16 protein-coding genes are annotated in these 15,133 nt (G+C 45.3%); 8 read left to right on the forward strand and 8 right to left on the reverse strand.

The genetic code is table 11. From position 1 onward, the window contains the following. Window positions 1-192 (forward strand): transposase (locus L5M11_RS18480; RefSeq protein ID WP_263192926.1); only part of this gene is annotated, 192 nt, incomplete at its 5' end. 40 nt (window positions 193-232) lie between these two features. Here the strand turns inward: L5M11_RS18480 and L5M11_RS18485 are convergent. After that, window positions 233-442 (reverse strand): hypothetical protein, encoded by a 210-nt coding sequence (locus L5M11_RS18485; RefSeq protein ID WP_263192928.1) that lies wholly within the window; start codon window positions 440-442, stop codon window positions 233-235. Between the two features lie 408 nt (window positions 443-850). Continuing rightward, window positions 851-1,762, reverse strand: a complete 912-nt coding sequence (locus L5M11_RS18490) for a LysR family transcriptional regulator (RefSeq protein WP_263192930.1) — start codon at window positions 1,760-1,762, stop codon at window positions 851-853. A 111-nt stretch (window positions 1,763-1,873) separates the two neighbouring features. Between L5M11_RS18490 and L5M11_RS18495 the strand changes: the two genes are divergently transcribed. From L5M11_RS18495 to L5M11_RS18505, 3 genes are read left to right on the forward strand one after another with little or no spacing between them, the layout of a single operon-like run. Continuing rightward, window positions 1,874-3,010, forward strand: coding sequence for an alkene reductase (locus L5M11_RS18495; protein ID WP_263172956.1), 1,137 nt, complete (start codon window positions 1,874-1,876; stop codon window positions 3,008-3,010). Then, entirely contained in the window at window positions 3,010-3,648 is a 639-nt protein-coding gene (locus L5M11_RS18500; RefSeq protein ID WP_198573044.1) for an ester cyclase, read from the forward strand. Before L5M11_RS18495 ends, L5M11_RS18500 begins: the two co-directional genes overlap by 1 nt. After that, the gene (locus L5M11_RS18505; RefSeq protein ID WP_263192931.1) at window positions 3,645-4,637 is read left to right on the forward strand and encodes a polysaccharide deacetylase family protein; all 993 of its coding nucleotides are present in this window, start codon (window positions 3,645-3,647) and stop codon (window positions 4,635-4,637) included. Before L5M11_RS18500 ends, L5M11_RS18505 begins: the two co-directional genes overlap by 4 nt. Window positions 4,638-4,741: 104 nt before the next feature. Here the strand turns inward: L5M11_RS18505 and L5M11_RS18510 are convergent, their stop codons facing one another. Together L5M11_RS18510 and L5M11_RS18515 are read right to left on the reverse strand one after the other, a co-directional pair. Then, window positions 4,742-5,902 (reverse strand): putative sulfate/molybdate transporter, encoded by a 1,161-nt coding sequence (locus L5M11_RS18510; RefSeq protein ID WP_263167648.1) that lies wholly within the window; start codon window positions 5,900-5,902, stop codon window positions 4,742-4,744. A gap of 279 nt (window positions 5,903-6,181) precedes the next feature. Continuing rightward, entirely contained in the window at window positions 6,182-6,913 is a 732-nt protein-coding gene (locus L5M11_RS18515; RefSeq protein ID WP_263192933.1) for an SDR family oxidoreductase, read from the reverse strand. A 191-nt stretch (window positions 6,914-7,104) separates the two neighbouring features. Here L5M11_RS18515 and L5M11_RS18520 point away from each other — a divergent pair, with 191 nt between their 5' ends. Then, on the forward strand, window positions 7,105-7,944 hold the full coding sequence (locus L5M11_RS18520; protein ID WP_173496440.1) for a LysR family transcriptional regulator: 840 nt from the start codon (window positions 7,105-7,107) through the stop codon (window positions 7,942-7,944). A gap of 33 nt (window positions 7,945-7,977) precedes the next feature. Here L5M11_RS18520 and L5M11_RS18525 read toward each other — a convergent pair whose 3' ends face one another. The 3 genes from L5M11_RS18525 to L5M11_RS18535 form a co-directional block, all read right to left on the reverse strand. Further along, a complete protein-coding gene (locus tag L5M11_RS18525; protein WP_263192935.1) occupies window positions 7,978-8,754 on the reverse strand; it encodes a substrate-binding periplasmic protein in 777 nt (258 codons plus the stop codon). 232 nt (window positions 8,755-8,986) lie between these two features. Beyond that, a complete protein-coding gene (locus L5M11_RS18530) occupies window positions 8,987-10,525 on the reverse strand; it encodes a tetratricopeptide repeat protein (RefSeq protein ID WP_263192937.1) in 1,539 nt (512 codons plus the stop codon). A gap of 118 nt (window positions 10,526-10,643) precedes the next feature. Beyond that, the gene (locus L5M11_RS18535) at window positions 10,644-11,480 is read right to left on the reverse strand and encodes a mechanosensitive ion channel family protein (RefSeq protein ID WP_131523458.1); all 837 of its coding nucleotides are present in this window, start codon (window positions 11,478-11,480) and stop codon (window positions 10,644-10,646) included. 169 nt (window positions 11,481-11,649) lie between these two features. Here L5M11_RS18535 and L5M11_RS18540 point away from each other — a divergent pair, with 169 nt between their 5' ends. Together L5M11_RS18540 and L5M11_RS18545 are read left to right on the forward strand one after the other, a co-directional pair. Further along, window positions 11,650-12,129 (forward strand): hypothetical protein, encoded by a 480-nt coding sequence (locus L5M11_RS18540; RefSeq protein ID WP_219250687.1) that lies wholly within the window; start codon window positions 11,650-11,652, stop codon window positions 12,127-12,129. 377 nt (window positions 12,130-12,506) lie between these two features. Then, on the forward strand, window positions 12,507-13,682 hold the full coding sequence (locus L5M11_RS18545) for a type III PLP-dependent enzyme (RefSeq protein WP_105251256.1): 1,176 nt from the start codon (window positions 12,507-12,509) through the stop codon (window positions 13,680-13,682). 65 nt (window positions 13,683-13,747) lie between these two features. On the opposite strand, the gene L5M11_RS18550 is transcribed toward L5M11_RS18545, so the two are convergent. Continuing rightward, window positions 13,748-13,960 (reverse strand): YdcH family protein, encoded by a 213-nt coding sequence (locus tag L5M11_RS18550; protein WP_006083288.1) that lies wholly within the window; start codon window positions 13,958-13,960, stop codon window positions 13,748-13,750. Window positions 13,961-14,373: 413 nt separating this feature from the next. Between L5M11_RS18550 and udp the strand changes: the two genes are divergently transcribed. Continuing rightward, window positions 14,374-15,132, forward strand: coding sequence for a uridine phosphorylase (udp, locus tag L5M11_RS18555; protein ID WP_105251257.1), 759 nt, complete (start codon window positions 14,374-14,376; stop codon window positions 15,130-15,132). The last annotated feature ends 1 nt before the right edge of the window (window position 15,133 follow it).

A 15,133-nucleotide genomic window follows, 5' to 3' on the forward strand; every position in this document is an offset into this window, starting at 1 on the left:
TTACGTTTGCAAAACGACATCAATGTTCTAAGCCAGCTACGTTTAGGCCAAAAAGTCCACTTCAAGGCCAAAGAAGGCCAAGTGTTCGGGGTGGTTATCAAAATCAACAAGAAATCAGTGATGGTGGTCAGCGATGATAACCGCCAGTGGAAAATCCCACCAGGACTGGTGCAGATCATGAAAGACATCTAGCCAGGATGCTTGGCCGAAATCTATAAGGCGTCAATACGTCCTAAAATGGACGCTTACCTCCGGATATTGTTTTTACTACTTTTGCAATGGTATCTATGCAGTCATCATGAGAAATCGAAATCGGATCAAACATCAATCCTTGTGACTTTGCGTACTCAAAATCTCCATCAGATAAGAGTCTATCTTTTGAGTCTATCCATCCATTTTTCCAGTAGGTGGAGAATAATATTTTCTTCGCTTTCTTATCCATATTCGAATTAATGCTTTCACTTAACGTCTGAGTATTAATGTGTAGCGTTGTTTGCGAGACATAAATCACTTGTTCGACTTGGCTACTACGACGATGTTAATTGGTGTGAATGATGCTATAGGAATTTGTTTTGACAGGGTAGTGGTTTTTATACAACTTTGGTGGTAATTGCTTGATATCGTTTTAGCTTTATCATTACGTTTGCATTATTAGTGACGTTGATTTCGAGTATTCGGGCCTTACATTTTGGTTGACACAGGTACTACATCATCTCAACGACATTAAACCTATAAGGCATATTTACTTTTAGTTTTCTATCATCTAGCAACGACTTGATGGTGGTTATTTTCTTCACATGACCACTTGTTTATCGTGGTTTTCTATTAGGATACTTTGGACGTTTGCAATTTAGGGCAGTGGATAGTTTTGGGCGAACTGACCAAGCTTTTCTACTAAAAACTCTATGGTGCGACGGACCTTATGGCTGGGATAATCGGTTTGTAGGTATACCAATTGCAGTGGGATCGGTGGGGCTATTTTATCGGCTAGCACTAAGTGAAGTCTGCCTTCGGTCACATCTTGCGCCACATCGAGCCAACTCTTATAGGCAATTCCACGACCTGAGAGTGCCCAGTCGCGGATCACTGCGCCATCGTTACAAAAACGTTGGCCCCTGACTTCGATTTCAACGGGCGCGCCGTTATGACTTAACTTCCATTTCTGCCACGGCTCACCGCCGCGATTTAAGATCAGTACTGCGTGTTGGCTAAGTTCATTTAGCGTGCTTGGTGTGCCGTGTTGTGCCAGATAAGCGGGTGAGGCGACCAGTACCCTTGGGGTCATGGCGAGCTGACGCCTTTTAAGGTTTGAGTCGTCAAGCTGGCCATAGCGCAAAGCCAAATGGATATTTTGGTCGATTAAGTCTGTCATATGATCGCCAAAATACAGCTGCACTGTCAGTTCTGGGGCGCTGTCCATCAATTCATCGAGCCAAGCACGGATCTGGCTGCGACCAATATCCGAAGGTAAGGCGAGGCGTACTTCGCCCTTAAGCTCACCCCTGTGTTCGGCTAAATTGGCGCTAGCGGTTTCGAGAATCGCCAGTGCGGGTTTCGCAGAATCGAGAAAAATCCGCCCTTCTTCTGTGAGCTGTAAGCGCCGCGTCGAGCGAGCAAATAGCTGACATCCTAGCTTTTTCTCTAATCTTTGCAGCGCGGCACTTGCCGCTGCCGGCGTCATGCCTATTTCTTTACTGGCTGCCGAGAGACTCTCTAAGGCTGCGATACGCAGCGCTAATTGCAGATCGTTTAAATGATACATATCAAATTATTTTTGAAAATGATTTTAATAATAGCCTGATTATCAATATAGATTAACTAATGCACAATTGCACCACTGATGTTTCATCTTAATTTCTGGTTCGGAGTGTGTATGAGTCTATTCATGTCTTACAAATTAGCGTCACTGGCATTAAACAATCGCATTGTGATGGCCCCTATGACTCGGGCGCGTACTACGCAGCCAGGCAATATTCCGAATGATCTGATGGCGCAATATTATGCCCAGCGCGCCTCGGCGGGGTTAATCATCACAGAAGCGACACAAATCTCCGATGACAGCCAAGGTTATTCATTTACGCCGGGCGTGTATACCGCTGAGCAAATTGAGGGCTGGAAAAAAGTCACAGCGGCAGTGCATCAGGCTGGTGGTAAAATCTTCAATCAAATTTGGCATGTTGGCCGTGTATCGCACCCGATTTTTCAGCAGGGTAATGCCCCGATTGCGCCATCGGCCATTGCGCCCGTTGGCACTAAAGTATGGATTGTGGATGAAGCGCATCCTGAAGGGCAAATGGTGGATTGCCCAGAACCTAGGGCTATGGTGCAAGCGGATATCGACCGTGTTGTGGCCGATTTTGCACAGGCGGGTGTGAATGCGGTTGCGGCGGGTTTTGATGGCATCGAAATTCACGGCGGCAATGGTTATCTGATTGACCAGTTTTTACGCACCAATTCAAACCACAGAACTGATGCCTACGGCGGTTCTCAGGAAAATCGCATTCGTTTTTTACTCGAAATTGTCCAAGCCGTGAGTGCGAAAATTGGTGCCAATAAAGTCGGGGTTCGCCTCGCCCCTTACGTGACGTTTAAAGATATGGCGTGTCCTGAAATTGTAGACACTATTCTGTTAGCGGCTAAGCATTTATCGGCATTGGGCGTGGCATATTTACATCTTTCAGAGGCTGATTGGGATGATGCGCCGCAGGTGCCAGAGTCCTTTAGAGTCGAGCTGCGTAAAGTCTTTAAGGGCAGCATTATTGTTGCGGGTCGCTATGATGTGGCGCGTGCCAATGAAGTGATTGATAACGGTTATGCGGACTTAGTTGCCTTCGGTCGACCTTTTATTGCAAATCCTGATTTGCCTTACCGTTTAATGCATCAATTGCCTTTATCTGCATTCGACAAAGGGCCCTTGTTTGGCGGTAGTGCAGCGGGTTATACCGATTATCCTACACACAACGAAGCATTGAGAGCCGTCATCCGATCCGCTGACGATGAGGTGGCATAATGGATCGGGTTAACACTTTGTATGTTCAGCGCTTACCCGCTTGGCTTAGTTTAAGTCTATGGTTTTCAGGCTTTATAGGTATCGCTATTGTGGGTTTTAGCTTAGCAAGTCTGAGCATGGATGCGTTAGCCGCTCAAGGGGCAACAACACAGGATAGTGCTAAAGTGCGAGCGGCATTAGTGCCAAAAGTGGCGGCAATGGAAACGATTTCTGATCAATCACCGCAGGCACAAGCTATCGCCCGCGCCGCTTTGTTATATGCCAGTTTTTGGCACACGGGCGATGCAAGTTTTGCCCACGGCGCATTGGCGACTGGTTTTATCGACCGTACTCTGCCCGCTGGCCGCGCACAGGGAATCACGGGTCCACTCGAAGCCTCAAAGGCATTTAGGGCAGCGGTCCCCGATCTCTCTGTTTCAGTTGAGCATTTGCTAGTCGTTGGCGATCGTGCAGTGGTACGTCTGCGTTTTAATGGCCGCTTTACTGGTGTCTTTGGTGAGCAAAAAGGCCAAGGGCAGAAAATCGATTTTCGTGCTGTTGACATGTATCGAGTACGGGATGGTTTCATCACAGATAACTGGCACCTCGAAGATTATCAAACGCTATTTTCTCAATTAGCTGCAGGGACTCAATCATGAATCAACGTCGACGATTTTTAATGGCAGGTGGCGCCATCGCTGCTGGGTTCGGCCTAAGCCAAACGGCGCTTGCTATTGGTTTACCATCATTAGATACCTTAGAAAATGACTCCAAAAGTTCAGGTGGCAGTGGGATGAACAAAATATTTTGGCCAAGTGGTGAGCAGTTAGTGATTTCAATCTCAATGCAGTTTGAAGCAGGTGCTCAAGATAAAAATGCCGAAGGGCCGTTTCCGCCGATGGAAAAGGGCTATCCAGATACCATCACCCCGACTTGGTACGACTACGGTATGAACGAAGGCATTCCAAGGCTGCTGCGCTTGTGGCGTAAGCACAATATCAAGGTGACTTCTCACATGGTTGGGCGCGCCGCTGAGCTACATCCTCAACTTGCCAAACAAGTTGCAGATGAGGGGCATGAGATTTCGGGCCACGGACAAACGTGGACGCCACAGTACAGCATGTCGCCAGCAGAGGAACGCGCCTCCTATGTGGCGAGTATTGAGACGCTGCAAAGGATCACTGGTCAGCGCCCCTTAGGTTTTAATGCCTTTTGGATGCGCCATAGTACTCAAACCCTCAATATTTTGCAGGACTTAGGTTTTATTTATCACATCGATGACCTATCGCGGGACGAACCTTCAATTATCCCAGTAGGAAATAAGCCTTTTGCGGTTGTGCCTTACACTTTACGTAACAATGATATCGGACGTTTTGGTGGCAACACTGCCATGACGGCCGCGGCCTTTTTGCAGGAACTAAAGGATGAGTTCGATATGCTCTATCAAGAAGGTTCGACACAGCGACGGATGATGTCGATCAGTGTGCACGACCGTATTGGTGGCGCTCCTGGACTTGTGACCGCTTTAGATAAGTTTATTCAGTACGCTAAAGGTCACACTAACGTAGGCTTTATGCGTAAAGATGCCATTGCTAAATGGGCGCTGGCGCAAAAGGACACACCGACCAATCCTGCAAGAGCATTTTAGCCTGCTGTAGCTGTGTTGGAAGAGGTTTGAATGGTTAACAAAAAGCGCGTTGTTTAACGCGCTTTTTGTTTTTGGGAACCCTTATTACTGCGAGTCGAAAGTGATTAACGCATGGCCAACATGGCCCAAGTGCGGCGACCTTGCTCCAGAATTATCCCCACGGCAAGTCCCGCAGCGGCGTTGATGGCGAGGCAAGTCACCGCGGTTGATAAAATCACAAAGATACAGAAGGGCTTACCATCGATTAAGCGTTTCGACCACGCCAGTTGTAGCCCCGCAGTGGTCAGTAAACTGCCGAGGATTGCCATAGGAATAAGGCTTAATAGCCAAGCGATATTAGTACCCCAGCACAGGGCTATCATTAAGCACGTACTGCCAAAAATTAACGGCGCCAGATAAGTGCGGGCGCCAAAATGGTATTGCACCGCAAGTCCGCCCGCACCGTGGCACATGGCCGAGGCACCAAAGGGCGCGAGCAATAAGTTGGCAAGACCTGAGCTAATGGCGAAGTTTTTGGGCGTGAGTTTGGCGGCATCTTCAGGGAATTTCTCCTGTGCCATTACAGACGTGGCAATGACCGCATTGGTTAAGGTTAATGCCAGTTGTGGCAAAACCAACAAAACGGCGGCAGAGGTCCATTCAACTGATGTCGGCCACGCTAATTGAAATGGCGCTGTCATTGCTTGAATATCAAAGTTAGTGGCTAAATTAGTTTGTGTACTTGCTTGCCAAATCATCCCCGCTGCTATGACTAAGGGCATGGCAAGGTAGCGCAGCGGCAAAAATTTACTGATAAATAACAGTACAAATGCCCCCACGCCAACCAGCCAAAATTCACTCATCATCTTAGTGCCCATCCACATCAGTTGCAGACCTATGGCGAGTTGAATGCCAACACTCACAGCTTGTGATAACTGTTTGGCTAACCAAGTGATGGCGCCGCTAAAGGCGAGAATTAACAGGATAATGCCCATTAACATGGCGCTTGCCTGCAACATGCCTGGGGTTAAGCCCTGAGCGATCACCAGTGCAGCGATGACTTTCATCGGTTGTACCGGAATCGGGCGACGGTAAAACAGCGCGCTGAGAATAGCGAATAGACCAAACCCCAAAAATATCCCTTGGGGCGAAAATTGATTGAGGGCAATTAACCCTAGTACTAAAGGTAAAAAAGTGCCTAAGTCGGCAAAAGCGCCACTGGTTTCACCGAGTAAACGGTTGAATGAAGGATTGGATACTGTTTGGGAAATTTTGCCCGAGGTCATACTGATTGCCGTAATTGAACACGCTATGACTACGCAAAATAAATGCCATAAAAATCAGATGATTTTGGGGGTAAACAGAGTCAAACTACCGTATTGAGTCACTCAATGAGACAAACTGGGGCAAGGTCGAAGAATGGCTGAGTCTAATTGTCTGCACCTATATCTATTGCGGCTGCATTGGGTTAATTGTTAACTCAAGCTCATTTGTGAGTCATGATTCAACCACAACACTGGCGGTCAGTGCCGTGGTTGATATTCTTTATTGTGTAATGTTGCGTGTTAAGGTTGCTGGCGCGTTGGTGCTAGAACGATTTCGCGTACGCACACATTTTGCGGTTGTTGCCATGCAAACAGCGCAGCAGCGGCGACGTTTTCAGGGGAGATAACGCCGCCCATTTCTTCTTTCCAGTCATGGTAACCCGCTTTAATGTCATCGCTGGTGGTATGGCTCAACAACTCGGTTTCTACTGCGCCAGGGGCGATAGTGATAAGGCGTACGTCATCCATGGCGACTTCTTCACGAATGTTTTCTGTTAAGGCGTGCACGGCAAATTTAGTAGCGCAGTAAGCGGCGTGGTTTGGAAAGGTTTTACGCCCCGCCACTGAGCTGACATTAATGATAGTGCCAGTTTTGCGAGCTTTCATGCCGGCTAATACCGCATGAATACCATTAAGCACGCCCATCACATTGATATTGAGCATGCGGCTCCATTCCTTGGGATCTTGCACATCGATTTGGCCTAGTAGCATGATTCCCGCGTTATTGATAAGACAGCCGACCGGGCCAAATTGTGCTTCTGCTTGGGTTATGGCGGTTTTAATAGCTGCGCCGTCGGTGACATCGACGCTGATAGAAAGGCTGTTTGGTAATTCAAGCGCTTGCATTGCTTCAACTCGGCGTGCCAGTAATAGCAGCGGGTGGCCTGCAGCGCTAAAGCTTTTGGCCATAGCGGCGCCAATACCCGATGAAGCGCCCGTGATGACAACCAGTGATTTAGTAACTTGATTCATTAGTATTTCCTATTAATTGGAGCCAATGTAAGCCGTAAACAAACTGTTGTTCGGCGTCTTGAACCTGTTAACCAGTATAGGCTGGGGATTTTCAGTCGAAAAATACTTATTCCAGCTGGATATGATAGGCTCAGACTATGGCACTATTGTTGAAATTTGTGCTGAACTCGTCGGTTGTCGGAGAAGATTAAATGGTCGATTTGCGTTTGCTGCGTTTCTTTATCGCAATTTTTGAAGAGAACAATATTACCTCGGCAGCTAACCGTTGCTTTGTGAGCCAGCCTTCACTGTCTGCTGGGTTAAAGCAACTCGAAGAAGAGCTTGGTGGTCAGTTATTTGAGCGCAGCAAAAAAGGCGTTAAACCTTTGGACAGCGCGCACTATCTATACCCTTTGGCGGTTAAATTAGTCGAGGAGGCGAGTAAGTTACCAGGCTTGTTTATGGCGAAGGCAAGCCGGCAAAAGCTACGTTTGGCTGTGATGCCAGACTTAAGCCAGCGGCGTTTGGCAGGATTTTTACAACAGGTGAATCAAGCCATTGATAAGTTAGATCTTGAACTGGTGGACTATCAAAGCCCTGCAGATTGCCGTTTAAGCATCGACAGCTTGCGCCATGAAGATGAAGTATTTTTTCCGCTGTGGGAGGAGGATTATGTGCTCTGCGTCCCCAAGGATCATACCCTCGCCCAAGTAGATAGCCTACGCCCCGAGCAGCTCAATGGCTTTGACTTTATTGAGTGCCCACCCTGTGAAGCCCATCAGCAAACGATAGGTTTATTGGCGTGCAGCAATATGTCGCTTAATTTGGTCGCTAAGGCTGAGTCAAAATCTCTAGTGATGTCGCTAGTGTTAGCCGGATTTGGCGTGAGTTTTTTACCCGATGGTTTGATTGAAGATGAGCCTAGGCTCAAGCAAGTGAAATTTGATGGTCCGAGAATGTTCCGTCGTATTGGTTTGTGTTATCCCTCCCATCAGGCAGTTGCGCCAACATTGGCGACCTTGTTACGGCATTTAGCCGCTCGACCGAATTAATTCCAAGTTAGTTTTGGGTTATCAGCATTCAGATTAGTGAGTCGCTAAGGGCGATTCAGTGAGATTAAGTGGAGGCTCGACGCCGTAGGATTTAAATAGTTGAGTAATTTCACCTGAGGTACGCATGTCGTCGACTATCTGGTGAACTTGCTTGGCATATTGATGCTGCGGCGACATGAGCGGAATACTGAAATAGCGGCCATTTTTGCTGATATCTACGTACGCCATCTGTTTGAGTTGGGGATCTTTGGCAAAAAATTGCATCTCATGCTGTTCGGAGGTGATGGCTAAATCGATACGTCCAGCCTTCAACATATTGATTAACTGACCGTTATCATTAACAAAAGACACTTTTAGTTGGTTTTGATTGTCATTGAACTGCGGACAGTAAAAAGCGCCTCTAAGTGCGCCAATGATATGAGGTTTTAGTTCATCGAAATGTTTGACTTCAAGTTGTCTATTCGCAAGGGCAAAGTAATAGACGTAGCGCTTGTCGTATCCCAGTAGCATAGGGTCTAGAAAATCGTTGCGCTCTGGCGTCATCGAATGGACAGGGATTAGGTCGACTTGTCCCATTTCTGCCACTTTAATTGTGCGTGCCCAAGGCACATTACTCCAATTTATCTTGTGACCTAGGCGGGCGATGACTTCATTGATGACAGCTGCACCTGGGCCTTTGCACTCACCATTTTCGACATAAATAACAGGATGCCTATCGCGGCAGTGTGCTTGCCAGACAACAGCAGAGGTTTCTGCCCTTGCTTGGGACAGAAATAAGCATGAAATGACAATGATCAGTATCAGCCTCATTCATCTTGCCTATTAAAATGCTCAGTTTTAATTATCGGGCTGGACAGTTAATTCGACTAGGTTTTATTTTTGAGTCGTTTAGCTGCGCAGGTTTGGTCAATAATTGATTGTAGTGCTTATACATCCACTGTGCTTTTTAAGTAATTAAAAATTCACTCTATTTTGTAACCAAACGGTTTGGCCTGTTAAATCTGACCAAACCTTTTCTGGGACTCATTCGCTGCTAGGAAACTTACCTATCCGACTCAAGATAGGGCGTTAATTGGGTTTCAATGGCCTCAATTTGAGTTTCGGCGTAGGCAAGTTCGGATTCTGTTAAACATGATTTTGCGGTGTTTTGATGGAGTCGTTGAGCGCTATTCATCCCGTATTTACCAAAATGACGTAGCAATAAACTAGACCAAATAAACATTTGTATAGGTTTATTTAATTGTTCTGCGCCGTAAATATTGACCAGTTCCCGCATAGCAATTTCATGACCTAGCTCTGCCGATTTGACGTACCAAGCTTCTGCCGCTTGTAGAGCCTCTTGAGTGGTTTTTTCATCACTTAAAAATGATTCAGCCTTATAGAAATAAAAATATTGTTGTTGCTCAGCGGGGATTGGATGCTGATGCAAGAAACTGTCACGTAGACGCTCAGCCTCTCTTATCTCTAAGGTACCTAGTTGCTGACTGAATCTGGCTAATTCTTTTAGATGATCGGCTCTATTGCTCATGGCCGCGAGCTGGTAATACATTAACGCTTTAATCGGTTGGCGACTCACGCCTAAACCTTGCTCATAAATCTTGCCTAAGCCTAGCAGTGCGTCTTCATTCCACTTAAGTGCGAATTCTTCAAAGTCAATTTTAGCCTGTTGGTAATCACTCTCATTTTGTGGCGCTTTCAGTAAAATATGAGCAAATTCAATCTTAGCGAAGTCATTACCTCTAGCGACAGATTGGCTTAACCAATGGCGCGCCTTGTCATAGTCGACAGCCAAATCTTCACCGTAGAGGAAACGTTTACCAAGATAATACTGGCGGAAATCATCGTCTGCGGCGCGCTCGCTAAGTAATGCCTCTGCACGCGCTAAATCTTTAGGTCCACCTTGGCCAGCAGCAAGCATATGTCCTAGATCATCTTTTGCTAATTCATCACCAGCGGCGGCGGATTTCTCAAAGTATTCCCGTGCTTTGATATAGTCCGAAGTGACGCGCTCATCATGCCAGTAGAGTGTGGCTAAATGGTAATAGGCTCTTTGGTTTTCTTGTGCGGCGGCTTTTTCGAACCAGTAAATTGCTTGGCTAGCATCGGGATCGAGAAAGGGCTGGCTTAGATACAAGTAAGCAAGCTCATATTGAAACTCGGCTTGCCCCGCTTCGGCATTAGGTTTGAGCTGTTCTGCCTGTGCGATTAACTCATCGAGTGTTTGCGACTCAGAAGAGAGCAAATTAGGTAGTGTGAGCATGGGTAAATATTGAGGCTCTATTTCGGCGGCTTTTTTATACCAATCGTTAGATGCCTTGGGATCGGCGGGAACTTGTGGGAATCGACCGGAATAAAGTTCTGCCATAGCAATGGCGGCAACGGCTAAGCCTTTATCGACTGCCTGCTGAATATAATCTAGGCCAGAGTTGACTTCGCCTTGGTTAATCAGTGTTAAGCCATGATTGAGTAGCGCAGTAGGATCACCTGCGGCAAGTGCTTTAGCTTGCACTTGTTTTTTTTGATATTTAGCGAAAAAAATAAACAGTACAATAAAAGCAATAATTATGAGTATCAACAACATAGTAGTCCATCACTATCGATATTTGGGAGTATAGTAAACGTAAATTTTTACAAGAATGCAAGTTTACAATTTGGGCTAGGCTGATCGACTAAGCCTACCAATCCCATGGGCATTAGCGTTATTTATCTTGCAGATGGATCTCCCTAATGGGGCAGGCAATCTCGATTCCTGCCTGCTTAAGGGCGTTATAAAGAGCGAGGTTCACCTTATATTTATGTTGAAAATAGCTTTGTGTGGGCACCCAGTAACGAACCCCCATTTCAATTCCATTAGCATTAAAACCATTGATGCCAATATTAGGTGTGGTCTCTTGATAAACATAGGGATTATTGCTCAATAACTCAGTAATCACACTAATGGCTCGTTCGGGATCTGTGTTGTAACTGAGATTGAACTGGGTTTCGACTAGCTTATTGCTGAAGGAGTTGTGCAGGATTTCGCCGACGATATGTTTATTAGGAATGCTGATTTGCTCACCTTCCTCATTGGTCAGTATGGTCATGCCTAAGTGGATACGTTTAACAACGCCGCTTTCCCCTTTAATTTCAATAGTATTGCCTACCACAAAAGGGCGGGTGACGATAATAGTCACGCCTGCGGCATAGTTCGCTAGCATACCTTGTAAGGCTAAACCTGCACCGAGGGAGGCGGCACCAATTGCCGCAACCATAGGGGTAATACTGATGCCGATTTTGCCGAGGGCGATAATCCCAACCATGACGATGATCAGAATGCGGATAAGATTGCTGACAAAATTGCTTAGGGTGATATCGATATTGTGTTTGTCGAATTGCTTAGCGACTAAGCGTGATACTTTACTGGCTACCCATAAACCTAACAAAAAGATCAGCAAAGCACCTACGAGTTGAAAGCTGTAGGTGACTAAAAACTCGGTGATGAGTTGATAAACGCCTTGTAGTTGCTGCAATTCTTGATCGAGTCCAGGTGTTATCATTATGATATCCTTGTAATAAAATTAACTGTGCGATTATAGCGTAGAAATTTCACCAAATACTTTTCGCCCTTCATGTGTGAAGCGTATCATGTAATCGTGGTTGATTTAATGAGTCGATAGGGGGAGTCAGGTATGCTGTTCGCCTATCCAATAATGGAGTCGAGTGTTTATGAAAACGCTGTTGTTATGTTTGTCTTGTCTGTTAACCCCAATCTGGGCGTATGCTGCGAGTTATGTTGCCGGAGATGCGATTAATCCCATTTCACTTCTCGACCAAAATGATAAAACCATTAATGTGACTGATGAGACTCAAGTGCTGCTCTTTAGTCGCAGCATGAAAGGCGGTGATGTGATTAAGGATGCACTTACCCCCTTGAGCGCGACTCAAATGCCAGCGGGTTTAGTTTATGTTGCCGATATCAGTGGTATGCCTTCTTTGATCGCTAAATTTGTGGCTGTGCCACAGATGCAAGATTTACCTTTTGCGATTGGGTTAGATAGGGATGGTGAGATCAGTCGTTTATTACCTGATAACAAAGATATGGCCACTATGATATTGCTCAAGCAGCGTAACATTTTGGACATTGCCTATTTTGATTCCAGTGAAGCCTTGAACCAAGCCCTCGCAAAACTCAATCAGCCGCAGTAACGACTCGATTTAACGGACGTATTTTAAGGCATCCATTAGTCTTCTTTTTGCTGTGTGACTGTTACTTCAAGATAACTGTTTTTAGATGGATATTTTGGCTCCAGCCAGTCTATCCATCTCCCTTCCGATAACGTCGTAAAAAATTCACTTTTTATTCTGATAATGAACACAAATTTACCTTAGGGTTTGTGTGCATAATTATTTGTTTTATAGCGCCTTTTTCTGATGGTTCAGTTCCTTAAAGAATTAGGGAATAAAAAGTTATTAATTCAGCATAAAAATTCGTTGCGTAAAGCGAAAAAATATCGTTTACTGCGCACGTTTTTAATACATCACACTTACTGTTATCTATCTGACCCAAAGGAGACTCTGGCCCAATGAGCCAATTTCAATCTATTGATGTTGCTGACTATTATGATATGGACACATTCAAGCGTATTGAAGCGTTTGCCAAAGACAAAGCAACCCCGTTCGTCGTGATCGATACCAGTATCATAGCGAAACAATACGATGACATGGTTAATAGTTTTCCTTACGCCAACGTTTATTATGCAGTTAAGGCAAACCCCGCGGCCGAGATCTTATCTTTACTAAAAGATAAAGGATCAAACTTTGATATAGCCTCGATTTATGAGCTAGATATGGTCATGAATGTCGGTGTGACAACCGATCGAGTCAGCTATGGTAATACCATTAAAAAGCGTCAAGATGTGCGTGCATTTTATGAGCGTGGCGTGCGTATGTATGCATCTGACTCAGAAGCCGATTTGCGAATGATCGCTGAAGAAGCGCCGGGTTCACGTATTTATGTGCGCATTCTGACCGAAGGTACAGATACTGCTGATTGGCCGTTATCTCGGAAATTCGGTTGCCAAAACGAAATGGCCTATGAGCTATTAGTATTGGCACAGGAATTAGGCTTAGAGCCTTTTGGTATTTCTTTCCATGTGGGTTCTCAGCAACGTGACATAGGTGCTTGGGATTCTGCTATTGGTAAAGTGAAAAGCATTTTTGACCGTCTGCGTGATGAGCACAATATCACCCTGAAGATGATCAACATGGGTGGCGGTTTCCCTGCTAACTATATTGATAAAACCAATCAATTGGGTGTGTATGCCGAGCAAATCACTCACTTCCTGAAGGAAGATTTTGGTGATGATTTACCACAAATTATTTTGGAACCAGGTCGTTCGTTGATCTCTAACGCGGGGATTTTAGTGTCTGAAGTGGTGCTGATCAGCAAAAAATCTTACACGGCTTTAGAGCGTTGGGTGTTTACCGATGTGGGTAAATTCTCTGGTTTGATTGAAACGATGGACGAGGCGATTAAGTTCCCGATTTATACTGAGCGTCAAGGCGAGCTGGATAAATGCGTGATTGCCGGCCCAACCTGTGACAGTGCAGATATCATGTATGAGCACTATAGCTATGGCTTACCAAATGACTTAGCCATTGGCGATCGTATGTATTGGTTAACCGCAGGGGCTTATACGACGACGTATTCAGCAGTATGCTTTAACGGTTTCCCGCCGCTGAAGGATTACTATCTGTAAGCGATTGTGATGTCATCAATAAGGGCGCTTAGGCGCCCTTATTTGTCTTTAGAGTAATAGTAGGATTACTCGTGGGATTTGAGGATCTGATAAATTTCCTCTTTTAAATGTAACTTTCTACTTTTGAGTTCTTTCACAGTGGGATTGAAATCACTGGCGACACGTTTTTCCAGTTGTTTGATTTCCTCGTCTAACTGATTATGCTCATTAAACTTACGTTGAAAATGAGCATCTTGGGTTTTCAGGGTGGAAATTAATTCTCTGTACTCTGGAAACATCGGCATTCTCCTTGTCGTCATTTACTACACTTCAGGTTACGCCTTAACCCTAACCTTATACCAAGTCGTTAAACGTGACTTAGATCACTTTTAGCGGTCACTTAGATTAATACTAATGGATGATTTATTTTAATATATTTTAAATCAGTATCTTAGGTATTTGTTGCCACAGCCTCTGGCATGAGTTCAGGATCTGGTTCACACTTTGTTTGGTATAAATCAGACTGACATTCGAAATATGGGCAAATTTGCTATCTTGTGAGCAGATGCTGGTGTAGTTGGTAATTTCATTACGACTAAACAATTACTTCTTGCCGATAATTCTGTGATCAAGTTAACCTTCACCGCTTCGATACTAGGTTAAAGTCGATTTTATAAGAATTTAATTATCAAAAATGAAAGGGGTTTTCACAATGGCTGATGTATTTCATTTAGGTTTGACCAAAGCGATGCTCGATGGTGCAACCTTAGCAATCGTTCCTGGTGATCCAGAGCGTGTAAAACGTATTGCCGAACTAATGGACAATGCGACGTTTCTTGCTAGCCACCGCGAGTATACAAGCTATTTAGCGTATGCCGATGGCAAGCCAGTAGTAGTGTGTTCAACCGGTATCGGTGGTCCATCGACTTCTATCGCAGTAGAAGAACTTGCACAGTTAGGTGTGAATACCTTCCTACGTGTAGGGACTACAGGCGCAATCCAACCTCATGTAAATGTGGGTGATGTGATTGTGACTCAAGCTTCAGTGCGTTTAGATGGCGCGAGCTTACATTTTGCACCTATGGAATATCCAGCGGTTGCAAACTTTGAATGTACCACTGCTATGGTTGCAGCGTGTCGCGATGCTGGCGTTGAGCCACACATTGGCGTAACAGCTTCTTCTGATACTTTCTACCCAGGCCAAGAGCGTTATGACACTGTCACAGGCCGTGTAACGCGTCGTTTCGCGGGTTCAATGAAAGAATGGCAAGATATGGGCGTACTGAACTATGAGATGGAGTCTTCCACTTTGTTCACTATGTGTGCCACTCAAGGTTGGCGTGCAGCCTGCGTTGCTGGTGTGATTGTAAACCGCACCCAACAAGAAATTCCTAATGAAGCCACAATGAAGAAAACTGAAGTGAGTGCGGTTTCTATCGTGGTTGCAGCAGCGAAAAAATTGTTAGCTTAAT

The sequence above is a fragment of the Shewanella sp. SM87 genome, from assembly GCF_025653705.1.
In the GTDB taxonomy this organism is placed as follows: domain Bacteria; phylum Pseudomonadota; class Gammaproteobacteria; order Enterobacterales; family Shewanellaceae; genus Shewanella; species Shewanella oncorhynchi.

Coding starts and splice junctions, on each gene's coding strand:
- L5M11_RS18485 (WP_263192928.1), bottom strand. CDS start 442: ATGGATAAGAAAGCGAAGAAAATATTATTCTCCACCTACTGGAAAAAT.
- L5M11_RS18490 (WP_263192930.1), bottom strand. CDS start 1,762: ATGTATCATTTAAACGATCTGCAATTAGCGCTGCGTATCGCAGCCTTA.
- L5M11_RS18495 (WP_263172956.1), top strand. CDS start 1,874: ATGAGTCTATTCATGTCTTACAAATTAGCGTCACTGGCATTAAACAAT.
- L5M11_RS18500 (WP_198573044.1), top strand. CDS start 3,010: ATGGATCGGGTTAACACTTTGTATGTTCAGCGCTTACCCGCTTGGCTT.
- L5M11_RS18505 (WP_263192931.1), top strand. CDS start 3,645: ATGAATCAACGTCGACGATTTTTAATGGCAGGTGGCGCCATCGCTGCT.
- L5M11_RS18510 (WP_263167648.1), bottom strand. CDS start 5,902: ATGACCTCGGGCAAAATTTCCCAAACAGTATCCAATCCTTCATTCAAC.
- L5M11_RS18515 (WP_263192933.1), bottom strand. CDS start 6,913: ATGAATCAAGTTACTAAATCACTGGTTGTCATCACGGGCGCTTCATCG.
- L5M11_RS18520 (WP_173496440.1), top strand. CDS start 7,105: ATGGTCGATTTGCGTTTGCTGCGTTTCTTTATCGCAATTTTTGAAGAG.
- L5M11_RS18525 (WP_263192935.1), bottom strand. CDS start 8,754: ATGAGGCTGATACTGATCATTGTCATTTCATGCTTATTTCTGTCCCAA.
- L5M11_RS18530 (WP_263192937.1), bottom strand. CDS start 10,525: ATGTTGTTGATACTCATAATTATTGCTTTTATTGTACTGTTTATTTTT.
- L5M11_RS18535 (WP_131523458.1), bottom strand. CDS start 11,480: ATGATAACACCTGGACTCGATCAAGAATTGCAGCAACTACAAGGCGTT.
- L5M11_RS18540 (WP_219250687.1), top strand. CDS start 11,650: ATGAAAACGCTGTTGTTATGTTTGTCTTGTCTGTTAACCCCAATCTGG.
- L5M11_RS18545 (WP_105251256.1), top strand. CDS start 12,507: ATGAGCCAATTTCAATCTATTGATGTTGCTGACTATTATGATATGGAC.
- L5M11_RS18550 (WP_006083288.1), bottom strand. CDS start 13,960: ATGTTTCCAGAGTACAGAGAATTAATTTCCACCCTGAAAACCCAAGAT.
- udp (WP_105251257.1), top strand. CDS start 14,374: ATGGCTGATGTATTTCATTTAGGTTTGACCAAAGCGATGCTCGATGGT.